8 protein-coding genes are annotated in these 12804 nt (G+C 57.3%); 2 read left to right on the top strand and 6 right to left on the bottom strand.

Annotation, left to right across the window (positions count from 1 at the left end; translation table 11 throughout):
• The 4 genes from KHU33_RS18015 to KHU33_RS18000 all read right to left on the bottom strand — a co-directional run.
• Positions 1-988, bottom strand: a 988-nt coding sequence (locus KHU33_RS18015; RefSeq protein WP_211465422.1) for an AAA family ATPase, incomplete at its 3' end; no start/stop codon positions are given.
• A 10-nt stretch (positions 989-998) separates the two neighbouring features.
• The gene (locus tag KHU33_RS18010; RefSeq protein ID WP_211465420.1) at positions 999-2408 is read right to left on the bottom strand and encodes a protein kinase domain-containing protein; all 1410 of its coding nucleotides are present in this window, start codon (positions 2406-2408) and stop codon (positions 999-1001) included.
• Positions 2409-2672: 264 nt separating this feature from the next.
• Positions 2673-3146, bottom strand: coding sequence for a hypothetical protein (locus tag KHU33_RS18005; protein ID WP_211465419.1), 474 nt, complete (start codon positions 3144-3146; stop codon positions 2673-2675).
• A gap of 255 nt (positions 3147-3401) precedes the next feature.
• Positions 3402-7463, bottom strand: coding sequence for a Pls/PosA family non-ribosomal peptide synthetase (locus tag KHU33_RS18000; protein WP_211465417.1), 4062 nt, complete (start codon positions 7461-7463; stop codon positions 3402-3404).
• Between the two features lie 75 nt (positions 7464-7538).
• Between KHU33_RS18000 and KHU33_RS17995 the strand changes: the two genes are divergently transcribed.
• Both KHU33_RS17995 and KHU33_RS17990 read left to right on the top strand, forming a co-directional pair.
• Positions 7539-7793, top strand: coding sequence for a hypothetical protein (locus KHU33_RS17995; RefSeq protein WP_211465415.1), 255 nt, complete (start codon positions 7539-7541; stop codon positions 7791-7793).
• A 64-nt stretch (positions 7794-7857) separates the two neighbouring features.
• Complete coding sequence (locus KHU33_RS17990; protein WP_230414369.1) at positions 7858-10653, top strand: EAL domain-containing protein; 2796 nt, start codon at positions 7858-7860, stop codon at positions 10651-10653.
• A gap of 21 nt (positions 10654-10674) precedes the next feature.
• Here the strand turns inward: KHU33_RS17990 and KHU33_RS17985 are convergent, their stop codons facing one another.
• Positions 10675-11895 (bottom strand): winged helix-turn-helix domain-containing protein, encoded by a 1221-nt coding sequence (locus tag KHU33_RS17985; RefSeq protein ID WP_211465411.1) that lies wholly within the window; start codon positions 11893-11895, stop codon positions 10675-10677.
• A gap of 11 nt (positions 11896-11906) precedes the next feature.
• Positions 11907-12794, bottom strand: a complete 888-nt coding sequence (locus tag KHU33_RS17980; protein ID WP_211465409.1) for a Dyp-type peroxidase — start codon at positions 12792-12794, stop codon at positions 11907-11909.
• Between the last annotated feature and the right edge of the window lie 10 nt (positions 12795-12804).

Raw genomic sequence — 12804 nt, 5'->3', positions numbered from 1 at the left:
CAAACAGGTGTACAGCACGGAATTCAGTTCCTTTTGATGATTTTAAAACGATGACGTGAATCAGTTTTCCAGATTGAAACGAGTGCTCCTTAGCCTCGTCGGTGTGGTAGGCAATTGTCGATCCTAGTGGCGTTTTATCGAACATGGCTCTTAGCTCATTAACCATAAATGTACGAGGAACAATAATGCCAATTCCTTCTCCGAGGTACGATCTAAGCTGTCGCTCGACTGTCTTATACATAGCATCGAATTGTGCCTGCCGATCAGAAAATTCCAATAATTCGGCACGCGACTGCTGTTCGTCTTCCTTATAGTTACAGTTGGCTCTCAGTCGATCAGCATCTTTTTTCGGCTGGAGGGCCTTGTCAGCCACATCTGCGATAGCAGTGCCGATTCGGTAGTGATAACGCAATTCCGTCTTATGAAAACCAAGGCTTTCAAGTGATGAGATAGTTTGGCCCGACTCATAAATCATTTGCTTGGTGTCCCCTGCTACTGTTACGCGATCGGAGAGTTGCATGAGTGCCTGTACCTCGTCGATAAGTAAATCCTGGACTTCATCAATCAAAACTGCATCATAGAGATTTTTCCCCCCCACCCGTTGATTTGCAACGGATAGCATTTTGAGAATCTGTTGTCTTTGAATCTCGAAAGTTGCATTTTTATCATATGAACTCAGGAGTTCTGGGGCATACGATGCTATGTGAGAAAAGGCCCAGCGTTTGAAAGTCTGAATTTGTTCGGGTTCCAGATATTTCTTTTCCACCACACCCATGTGTATAAAATCCCGCAGAGAGCGTGTGAACGTTAACACCAGCACATTCTTAAGTCCACTGCCGTAGATGAAGCGGGCCCTCATCACGACGAGATTTGTTTTCCCTGAACCTGGAGGGCCTATAAGTAAATGTCTGCCGTCGGCGTCTAGATGAACGAAACGTTTTTGATCTTCATCCATTTGCTCCAATTTAGTCCACCAGCTACCTTGCATTTTATTCTCCCTAGTTTAGGTTGATTTTGGTCAGCGCTACTAAGTCCATCCCATCAGTAAGGTGTCCGGTGTCGTTCAATTCGGTATGTTTGACGAGCATATTACTCATTGCGTCGACAAGAGTATCTAGGAGTTGTCGTTGTTCTTGATCATCTACAATGAGTTCCCCAATGGGAAGATATTCACCATTAAATTCGATATCGTCACGTTCAAGAGCCGCCCGTACAGCGACCTGAACTGATGCAAATTTCTCTCGAATACCTGATTCCCAAGAGCACTCGACGGCTAGTCCTAATCCCAATTGAACTTCAGTGAGTTTTAGATGAAGGCAAATGCAGTTTTCATTTCTGCCTAGCTGACTTATCCGCAATTGCGGTGAGAATTCGGCGATAAGTTGTTTTCTTAACTCCTCGACCAGTCTTTCAAGTGATTCACGTCTCGCCGTTCGCAATAACCGTGCTTGAGTTTGATCAAGCTCCGCGCGGGCGGTGTTTGCTGCACGATTAGATAACAGACGCTTCAGTTTGTTTTTGCCAGGCTCTGTACGCTCGGAAAAGTCAGACCAATCCACAATCTGCAATCTTAGCTGGCTATCCTTTGTAAGACATCTCGCTGCAAGTGCTGCCCAGCGAGAGTTATGAGACTGCACTCCTGAAAAATCGGGCGCTTCGCGCATTACTGCCATCGCAAGTGCATATTTGTTTTCTGCCGCTACTGCCTTTTCGAAAAGAGGTCTCTTACGAACTAAATCATGAAGTACGCCACCTATCTGATAGATGGTCAATGCTTTCCAGAGTGCGGGGGAGGGCGGCTCAAGGCGGAAAAGATATTCAGGAGAGCTATACTGTGCAGTCGCGATAAATGGCCGTTTGTCCCCATGGTCCGTGCCGTCGACTCGGTCTTCATCGTCTGAAATTGTTCTCACAACTCCAAGATCAAGCAGTTTGAGTTGAGTAAAGTCGCGCGATATAAGTATGTTTTCCGGCTTGATATCGCGATGTACCAAATCGAATTTCTCAAGAAACTGTACCGCCTCAACGAGTTGGTGAATAAGTGGAAAAATCGCTTCGTCCGGCACGGCAGCGATGACCCGTTTTAGTTCTACTCCAGCAAAGAACTCCATTGTGACAAAACAAGTCCCGTTCTCCTCGTCAACAGCCAGCGTATCAACCATGGAAATGCAATGTTGATTGATTAGCCTTCGTTGCAGTTCCAATCGGAAGCGTTCCGCAGGCGCGGCGTCGGAGGTAAAGAAAGCTGGAGAATAAACTTTAAGGGCTTGCTTCGCGGATGTTTGGTCCCAGAGAAACACCACTGCGGAGCCGCCATCGCCTAGCTGTAGGTCAATATTGCCGCCGCCGCGTTTAGCAACGAAGATTTCCGCTAGTTGGCGACATACTTCAATATCATCTTTTTTCATGCAGCCCCAGACTGTCAAATTGAAAGTTGAATCGACCTGCGGTAGCCATACATCTAATTAAATGTTGCAAAATAATAACATGCAAATGTTGCCTCTAACACATAATTGGGAATGTACAGAATGAAACTAATTCCCGTGGCGCATTAGGATGACTGGCGGGATATCAAAAATAGTTAGCCAGAAAAATTCGTGACCCCTTTGACGAACTCAGAACTGTCATATCCCCCGTCCCCCTCTCGTTCCCGCGATTAGACGGCACAAACGTTATGAATGGCTTGCTCCGGTTCGGCGGGTAAGGACCATTGGCCGGTTGTCGAAGGGCACGAATCGAACTGCGCGAAGGTCTTGCTGATCTTCCTCACTGGATTGCAGGCGTCTTGTGCGTCCTCCCGCCAGCTTGGGTTTGCGGACCAGTTTGGCAGGATTGCAGAGATGCTTCAGCCCCCAGTCCTTCCGTGCCACTTCATCCAGGTGAGAAATGAGTGCGAGTTCTAAGAGTACAGTGTTTGCACCGATTGACCCCGCCGTGCGGCTATCTTGATATTCGGCAAGTTGCTTGCCTCGCATGGAGGGTAAGGGGAGGAAGGCTAGCGGATGAAGTTTCCAGTCATTAATGCGCCGGAATTCATTGGATGCGCTTTTCTTGTGTGGGGTAATTTCGATGGAGTAGCGTGTAAGTGCATTTCCAAGCGTTAAAGCGTCTGCTTCTTTTAGGGCATCTCCCAGACCTCGGAGCAATTGCTGTTTCCGTTGTGTAGGCCAAAGAGCAGCTTCGGTATGAGAGGGGAATGTTTGAGAGGTTTCGGGGGTGTCCCTTGATGCGAACACGTACTTGATACGGCGATGGACCGCGCTTGCGGATTTGTGCCATGTTAAAAGTCTCCAGGTTGGAGACCCAATGGCGCAAGAGCCGTAAACAGAAAAGGGCCAGCATGTAGCTGACCCTTATATATCTTGACTCCCCGACCTGGACTCGTACCAGGGACCTGCGGATTAAAAGTTCCTTGCCGGCGCCGCCGGGCAGCCGCGCCAGCTGGTTGCCGGCGGAATCGATTCGCCCTTCATTACCAGCGTCAGTGCACCCAGCTTGGCATTGTCGCCGACCGCTGCACCGTACAGCACGAAGCTGCGCGGCCCCATGTAGACCCGGCTGCCGATGTTGACGTGGTCGATCTTCATGACCCGGTCTTCGAACAAATGAGTCTGCGGACACGCCTGGGCATTCAGTTCGCTGTAGGCGCCGATGGTGACGCAATCGAACTCGGTAATGTCGGTGGTATTCATGTAAACACCGCGGCCGATACGGCACCCCAGCAGGTTGAAGGCCAGCGGCAGCCACGGCGTGCCACGCAGATAGTTCATGAAATTCGGAATAGCAATCCCTTCATACAGATTGGTCACGCCTTCCGAGAGCCAGACGAACGGTGTCCACATCGGTACGCTGCACTTCTTGTAGCGTCCGATCAGCAGCCATTTCAGGGCGGCGATAAAAATGAAAGTGCCAATGCCATATAGCAAACCGGCAGTGGTGAGCAGGGAGATGACCTCGCTCCATTGGCCGGCGCCGGCCAGCGGCATCAGATTCAATACCACGGTATAACCGACCGCGATCACGATCGCATGCGGCGAGACGATGCGGAAACCTTCCACCAGCGCACGGCCCAGGCGGCGCCGGCGCGACGGGCGGAATGTCAGGTGTTCCGGGAAGCCGCTGGTCTGCTCACGCGCAGGCAGGTTGATCGGCGGCGAGCCGAGCCATGTGTCGCCGGGCTGCATGCGGTGGTTGTCCGGCGTGCGCGAATGGACGCCGATCAAGACGTTCTCCGGCAGAATGCTGCCATCCGGCACGTAAGCGCCGTTACCGACAAAACTGCGGCGCGAGATCACCGTTGGCTTCATGGTTATCCAGCCGCCGTCGATCTGTTCGTCGCCCAGCAATACGGCGTCGGCGATAAAGGTGTCGTCGCCCAGGGTCAGCATGTCAGGCACCACGCCCAGCGCGGTCGAAATCTCGGCGTGACGGCCTATCTTGGCGCCCAGCAGGCGGTACCAGTACGGCGCGTAGACGGTGGCGTAGACGCCGTGCAAGACGCTCAGGCTGGATTCCTGAATCTGGTTGACCAGCCATTTGCTGCAATAGATATTGCTGCGCACCGGCCAGCTGCCGGCCCGCATGCGCGGCAGCAGGCTCCAGCGTATGCCGGCCGAGAGCAAGGCGGTGCACACGATCAGGATCGCAGTTGCCGGGAAGGCCAGCACGAAATATTTGCTCAGCTGGAACGGTACGTTATTACTTTGCAGCCAGGGGAAGCGATCGGTATCGTCCAGCCAGTCGATCAGGATGAAACTCGGAAACACCGGCATGAAGAACAGGGTGGTGATCAGCAGTGCGCCGAACAGGAAAAATATCGACTCGCCCAGCTGACGCGTGCGGGTGACCGGCGGCCGCGGCGGCTTTGCGGCTTGATCGAAAGCACCGGCGTCGCGCGCCGGCGAACCGCTCCAGACACGGCCGGCCGGCACCGTCTGCCCTTCGCTGATGGCGCTCTGGCCCTCCACATGGCCGAAGGCGCCGACACCGGTGTCGCCTTCCATGACGACGTAAGAACCGATGCAGCTTTCGCGTTGCAGCGTGATCGGCCCCAGCACTAGCTGGCCATGTTCGACCCGGGCGTTTTCAAAATTCACGGCGTTGCCGATACTCACGCCGTCCTCGATGGTGAGCAGGTCGTGAGCACGCAAGGTCATCGAGCCGATGATGACTTCGGAGCCGATGCGGGCGCCGAGCGCTCTTAACCACCAGCTGTACAGCGTCGAGCCGCTCAGCAGATAGGCCGGCGCCGCCTCGATCAGGCGATCCGCCAGCCACCAGCGATAATAAGTAATTCCCCAGAGCGGGTAGCGGCCGGCTTTCAGGCGCCCTGCGATCAGCCATTTGGCGGCGATCGCAATCGCGAATTCAAACAAGGTGGCCAGCAGGAACACGCCGACCGACACCGCGATGGCGCGGGCGATGGAATCGCCTGGATCGCCGGTGAAGAAGTGGTAGGTGAAAAACGGCGCCAGCCACTGCATCATGCGCATCGCCACCAGCCAGGGCACGGCAGCCGCTTGGGCGGCGCCGCACAACCAGCGTTTCAGGTCCGACGGCGCGCTCCAGTTGGTGTCGACCGCGATGCCGGCGGCGGGCGCCAGCGCCAATACCTGAGCAATGCGGCCAACGGTGCGGTTCATGTAAATGTCGCGCACCGTCACATGGGCGAAATCGGGATTGGCGCGCAGAGCCGAGGCGAGTTTTGCCGCGAACAGCGAATGGCCGCCGAGATCGTTGAAGAAATCGGCGCTGCGCTGGATAGGCTGGCCGGGGAAGAGTTTGTTGAGCGCGGCAAACAGGGCTGCTTCGGCCGGCGTCTCGGGGCTGTCCGAATCCAGGCCGGCGTTGCCCGCGCTGATGGCGGCCAACGGCCTGGCTTTGAGCGCCTTGCGGTCGATTTTGCCGGAAGTCAGGCGCGGCATTTCCTGCATGGGCTCAAAGAAACCGGGCACCATGTAGGGTGGCAGCCGTTCGGCCAGGGCGTTGCGCAGAGCTGCAGGTACAACTTCAGAACCACTCTCCGGCACGATGAAAGCAATCAACTGGTCGATGCCGTCTTCCTGGCGCAATATCACCGCCACCGTGCCGACACCCGGCTGGCGCGCCAGCGCTTCTTCGATTTCACCCAGTTCGACCCGAAAGCCGCGAATCTTCACCTGGTCGTCGGTACGGCCCAGGCATTGGACCCGGCCGTCGGCTTCGATCCGGGCCAGGTCGCCGGTGCGGTACAAGCGGCGGTCATGGCCGCCGCTAGACCAGGGATTGCTCAGGAATTTCTCGGCCGTCAGTTCCGGCCGTCCCAGATAACCTTCGGCAACGCCGGGGCCGGTAATGCACAATTCACCCACTTCGCCGCGCGGCAACAGGATCAAGCCGTTTTCGACAGCCGGATTGATCACCAGCAAGCCGTAATTAGGCAAGGGGCGGCCGATGGTTACCGCCTGGTTGGCGTGCAGTTCGGCCAGGCTGGCCGATACCGTCGCTTCGGTCGGGCCGTAGGTATTGAAGATTTGCCGGCCGGATTCAGGTTTTGCCCAGCGGCTGACCAGCGCTTCCGGACACATTTCGCCGCCGAGATTGATGATGCGCAAGCTCGGCACATCCTGGTTGAAGAGCGCCAGCAGGGTCGGCACCGCATGCAATACGGTAACGCCATGCGCCGCCAGGGCCAGCGGCAAGGCTTCCGGATCGGAGGCCAGTTCCTTGGGCGCGATCCAGAGCGTGGCGCCGGCCAGGTAACTGATCCAGATTTCTTCGAACGACATGTCGAAGGCCACCGAAAACCCCTGGTAGACGCGATCGCTGACGGTAACGCCCAATACGGCGTTTTCGCTGCGCAGGAAATGACAGATGGCGCCTTGGGTGATGGCGATGCCTTTCGGCTTGCCGGTCGAGCCGGAGGTGTAGATCACATAAGCCGGATCGCTGCGCCTGGCGTTTTGGCGGCGCAGCAGCGGCGCGTCGGAACTGGCGGGGGCCAGCAACTGTTCTGCAGTCCAGACCTGGCAGGCAATTTGGCCCAAGTCCAGGCGTGGGGCGAATTGCCGGCAGCTGACAATGCCGGGGGCTTGGGCGTCTTCCAGGCAGACGGCGATGCGCTCTGGCGGCGTATCGGCGTCTAGCGGCAGCCAGGCGGCGCCGGCTTTGGCGATGCCGGCTTGCATGATCAGCAGGTCGATGCCGCGTGGCAGCCACAAGCCGACGATCTGGCCCGGCCCGACGCCGGCGGCGATCAGGCGTGAAGCCACCAGGTCGGCGCAATGGTTGAGTTCGCGATAACTCAGCTGGCGCTCGCCAAATACCATGGCGATCTGGTCCGGCACGCGAGCGGCGGTGGCCTCAAGCAGATCGGCCAGCACTTCGTCGCGTATCAGCTCTGGCTGAGCCGGCCCGTGCAAAATATCCGGGTGGGTGCAAAAACTGCTGGCGGCGACGTTATCGACGAGCAAAGACTGGGTCATGAATGAGTCAAGTGAGGGATGGCAAACCGGCGATGGTAGCACGGCTGATATGGGTAACGTTCAGACAATTTGGGGTTGGACCAATACATCGGTATCGGCAAGATTTACCAATGGCCGGGCAAGGCGCAAGGCAACGCTTTTCCGCTACCTGGCGGCCATCGCCAGCCGGCGTTTCAGGAGGCTTGCACGGACGTAAACAACGCATTGCAGCCGATTAGTTTATCTCTCACCAATAAACTTGCTAATTGGAAACTATTGGTCGTATCATGGCGCATACAAGGTCCGGTTTCAAGTAGTGTCGTTTTGCGCAATTTTCTGCAATCCAGCTAAAGCTTCTGACTGTGCAAATTCTTCAGCGAGGTTTGTGATGCAGCAATTGAAGAAATTTTTGACTATGGATGGCGGCGTGAGCTGGATCAGGGTGATTCTGCCTTTTCTGGCGATTGTGGTCTTGATGGTGGGGCTGCTGGCGTTCAGCATGAATATCCTGTCTTCGGTGCGGGCTTTTATCAGCGGCGAGAGCCTGTGGTCGAAAGCGCAGAAGGAGGCGGTATTCCACCTGAATCAATATGCGGTCACGCAAGCCGATGCCGATTACCAGAAAGTCTTGAAGGCGCTGGCTGTGCCCATCGGCGATCAGAAGGCCAGGGCGGAGCTGGACAAGCCTGATCCGGATCTGCAAGTTGTGCGCCAGGGCTTTCTGGACGGCGGCAACCATCCCGACGATATAGGCGGCATCATCCGCCTGTATCGTTATTTCAAGAATTTCAGCTTGCTGAAAGAACCGCTCGCCAACTGGACGTTCGGCGATCAGCTGATCCAGGAGCTGAGTGCCGAAGCCGGCCGTTTGCATGCGGCGATTGCTGCCGGCAATCCGGATCCGCTGACGATGGCAGCCAGTATCGGCCGTATCCGCGAGATAGACGCCCGTCTGACGCCCTTGGAGCGGCGCTTTTCAGCCAGCCTGGGAGAATCGTCGCGCCAGGCCCAGCGCTGGCTATTGTTGGCGACGCTGGCGATTGCCATCGCATTGATGATTTTCGGCAGCTGGATTTCGCGTTATATCCTGATCAAGAGCGACCGCTTCGAAGAAGCGCTGAAAATCAGCGAGGAGCGCCTGCATCTGGCGATGCTGGGCAGTAACGACGGCTTGTGGGACTGGGATATCCAGTCCGATAACATCTACTATTCGCCACGTATGAAGGAGTTGCTGGGATACACGCTGGAAGACCCCGAGCCGACGCCGCTGCAGTTCCTTAACTGCATTTATCCTTCGGATCTGGATGCGGTGCGGGCTACACTGACCTCGCATCTGCACGATAATTCGCCGTGTGACATCGAGTTCCGGATTGTCACCAGGTCGGGCGAATTGCGCTGGGTGCGTTCATGTGCGCAATCCACCAGCAATGCTGCCGGCCAGCCGGTGCGCATGGCCGGTTCGGTGACCGACATCACCGCCCGCAAACGGACCGAAGAGCAACTGTATGCAGCCAAGGAGCGCGCCCAGGTTACGCTGGAATCGATAGGCGATGCGGTGATTACGCTCAGCACCGACGGCTTGGTCGAATACTTGAACCCAACCGCAGAAATCCTGACCCGCTGGACGCTGGCGTCGGCACGCGGTTTGCCGCTGGAAAAAATCCTGAGCGTGGTGAGCGAAACATCGGGTTACCGGATCCCCGATCTGATCCATCGGATTCTGGACAATAGCCTGCCTGTCGATAACGCTTCCAATCTGCTGCTGGTGTGTAACGACGGCAGCGAAGTCGCCGTCAATCTGTCGGCTGAGCCGATCCGCAATCTGAGCGGCGAAACCATCGGCACGGTGCTGGTCTTGCATGATGTCAGCAAGGACCGGGAATACGCCGCCCAGCTGTCGTATCAGGCCAGCCACGACGAATTGACGGGGCTCATCAACCGCCGCGAGTTCGAGCGGCGGCTGACGGTGGCGATGATTACTTCGCGCGATCAGCAACGCCAGCATGCGGTGCTGTACCTGGATCTGGATCAATTCAAGGTGGTCAACGACACCTGCGGCCATGCCGCCGGCGACGAACTGATACGGCAAGTCAGCGTGCTGCTGAAACAGCGTTTGCGCGATACCGACACCATCGCCCGTCTCGGCGGCGACGAATTCGGCGTATTGCTGGAGAACTGTCCGGTCGAACATTCGCTGCGGATTGCCGAAGGACTGCGGCAGACGGTGGCCGATTTTCAATTCGTCTGGAGCAACCGGCCGTTCACCATCGGCGTCAGCATCGGCCTGATCAACCTGGCGGGCGAAATGCATACGCTGGGCCAGATCATGAGCGCGGTCGACGCCGCTTGTTACCTGGCCAAGGAAAAGGGCCGCAACCGGGTGCATGAGTATCGTCTGGATGACAGCGAACTGTCGATACGGCATGGCGAGATGGAGTGGATCACCCGTATCAATGAAGCGCTCACCCATGACAGATTCTGCCTGTTCTCGCAAGAGATTGTCGCCCTGGGCCAGGCGCCCAGCCATGGCGCGCATTTTGAAATCCTGCTGCGCATGCTGGACCAGGACAACAATCTGGTGCTGCCCATGGTGTTCATTCCTGCCGCCGAGCGCTACAACCTGATGCCGGCCATCGACCGCTGGGTGGTCTCCACGGTGTTTGCCACGCTGGCGAAAATGCGTCAGCAAGGGCGCGGCCTGGCAATCCAGACTTGCGCCATCAATCTGTCCGGCACCAGCGTCGGCGACAGCGATTTTCTCGATTTTGTACAGGAGCAGCGTGTGAAATACGGCATAGCGCCGCAAATCATCTGCTTTGAAATCACCGAGACCAGCGCGATTGCCAATTTTGCCAAAGCCGCGCACTTTATCCAGGAATTAAGAAGCGTGGGCTACCGCTTTGCGCTTGACGATTTCGGCGCCGGCATGTCCTCGTTTGCCTACCTGAAGAATCTGCCTGTCGATTTCATCAAGATCGACGGCGGCTTTGTCAAAGACATGCTGAACAGCCCGACCGACTACGCGATGGTCGAGGCGATCAACAAGATCGGTCATTTGATGGGCAAAAAAACGATTGCCGAATTTGCCGTCAATGAAAGGATTATCGCGACGCTGACCGAGATCGGCGTCGATTTTGCCCAGGGTTACGGCATCGGCCGGCCGCGTGTGTTTGGCCTCGGCTCCAGCAAGGATCTGCTGAAGGCGAGTTGAAAATACAAATTGAGAAGCGGATTAAGCCAACGCCGCTTTCAACATGCTCCGAAAGCTGCGTGGCGTGCATTGATCAAGCACCACCTGCGGCGTGCCATGCCACGCAGCGAAACGCTGCAAGGTTGCGGCCAGTTCGGTCACAAATCTTTGGCTGGCGCGGGTAGCGGGTTCCAGATACAGGGCTTTGACCTGGAACACGCCCTGGCTGCGGTGGGCTTTGGCGTCCAGCCGTCCTACCAGCGCGCCGCGATGCAGAATCGGCAGCGTGAAATAACCGTAGCTGCGCTTGGCCTCGGGCGTATAGCATTCCAGCCGGTAATCGAAATCGAATAGTTCCAGCGCGCGCTTGCGGTCCCATACCAGCGGGTCGAAGGGCGAGAGCAGGCTGGTGGCGGTGGGTTTTAACGAACCGTCGGCTGCCGCCAGCGCCAGTTCACGATGCGCCGGGTGAATATATACCGGCTGTTGCCAGCCTTCGACGGTGGCGCGGAGCAGGCTGCCATCCTCGACCAGGGTTTCGGGATCGGGTTCGGGACGGCTCTTGGCGGTACGGAAGTAATCGCCGATCCAGCTCGATTTTGCCACTCCCAGCGCCTGTACCGCCTTCAGCAGCAAGGTGCGCTGGGTGTCGGCAGTGGAGGGCATGCGGGCGTCGTCCCAATCCGGCAGGATGCGCTCGGCGAGATCGTAAATCCGATGAAAATTATGGCGCTTGGCGATCATCAGGCGGCCGGCGGTGAATAGGACTTCGAGCGAGCGTTTCTCGGGTTTCCATTGCCACCAGCCGCCGCCTTTGCCGTCGGTGCGTTTGAAATCGGCCGAACGCACCGGGCCGTGCTGGTGGATATGCTGCAGCAGCTGGTCTATGGTGCTGCGATGTTCCTCCATCCATTTGGCCGAATATTTCCAGCCCATGGAGCCGGGATCGATCATGCGGTGCCGGTATAAACCGTAATCCTCGATCGGCAGGAAGCTGGCTTCGTGCGCCCAGTACTCGAACAGATGGCGTTCCTCCAGCAATTCATCCAGCCAGCTCTGCTGATAGCTGCCGAGCCGGCTCCACAACACCAGATAAGGGCTGCGCGCCACCACATGGATGGTGTCGATTTGCAGTACCCCCATTTGGCGGATAGTGGCCAGCACGTCTTGCTTGACCGCTTTCTTGCGCAGCGGATTGAGCAAGCCTTGCGCCGCCAGTTGCAGGGCGCGTGCGGCAGGTAGCGAGAGCTGGATGATAGTCACGCTGAAGATGCCTAGAAGCCGATGCTGCGCAGATCGAGGCGGCCGTTCTGTAGCGGCGGGCACCAGTAATAGCCGCCGGTGACCGGATGCGAAAAGCTGAACAAGGCGTCGACTACGCCGTCTTCAAGCCCCAGCATGCGGCGCAAGACGTTTTCGAAGCGATCGCTGGATTCACCGTAAGCGATGAATTCGGTGCCTTGCTGCTTGCCGTTATCCCATGGCATGGAGTGGCGCACCATGTAAGCCTCGGGCGTAAAACTTTCCTGCGCCGCACGCTTGGCGTGAGCCGATTCCGGCGCATCTTCGATTTCCTCGTTGTCGCTGATCCGGCGGCCGATACTGGCGTCGCGTTGTTCCACCGGGAAGCCGCGGAAACGTGGCAAGTCATGGATCCAGCGCTGTACCGCAACAAAGCTTGAGCCTTGGCGGCCGACGCCTTCCGCCACCAGCGCGGCGGCGATTGCGGCGGCGTCCGTGGGGTTTTCGGTGCCGTCTTCGTAACCGGTGAGGTCGCGGTTGTCGCGGTAACGGAAGGTGTCCAGCGCGTCTTCCAGCACCAGCGCGTCGCCCAGCAGCTCGACCAGTTGCGCGGTGCGTTCGAACAGGCTGCTGCGGTCGCTGCCGCGCAACAGAATCCACATGGCCTGCTGGCTCGACGGCGCCGCGCAGCCAAGTCCTTCAAGCGGCGGAAACGGCCGCAGGCCGGCGACGTGCTGGTCCAGTGCATGGACTAAAGGCGCACCCAAGCCGACCACACCCCAGTCCGCCGCAAAATTATCACGCAGGCGGGTTAATGCTGCTTGCGGGTTTTGACCATGAAGGCGAAATGTGAGCGAACGGCCGAGTGGCGCGAGTGCTGCGAGAATGCCTGGTTGGGCTTGGTCTACAGTTGCTGGCATTGCTTATCCT

Source organism: Collimonas silvisoli, assembly GCF_018305005.1.
In the GTDB taxonomy this organism is placed as follows: domain Bacteria; phylum Pseudomonadota; class Gammaproteobacteria; order Burkholderiales; family Burkholderiaceae_D; genus Collimonas; species Collimonas silvisoli.
Note: the sequence above shows the minus strand (reverse complement) of the source record. Positions and strands in the feature narration are given on the sequence as shown.

Bases quoted from the DNA above. Each gene is read 5' to 3' on its own strand.
- KHU33_RS18010 (WP_211465420.1), bottom strand. From the start codon at position 2,408: ATGAAAAAAGATGATATTGAAGTATGTCGCCAACTAGCGGAAATCTTC.
- KHU33_RS18000 (WP_211465417.1), bottom strand. From the start codon at position 7,463: ATGACCCAGTCTTTGCTCGTCGATAACGTCGCCGCCAGCAGTTTTTGC.
- KHU33_RS17990 (WP_230414369.1), top strand. From the start codon at position 7,858: ATGGATGGCGGCGTGAGCTGGATCAGGGTGATTCTGCCTTTTCTGGCG.
- KHU33_RS17980 (WP_211465409.1), bottom strand. From the start codon at position 12,794: ATGCCAGCAACTGTAGACCAAGCCCAACCAGGCATTCTCGCAGCACTC.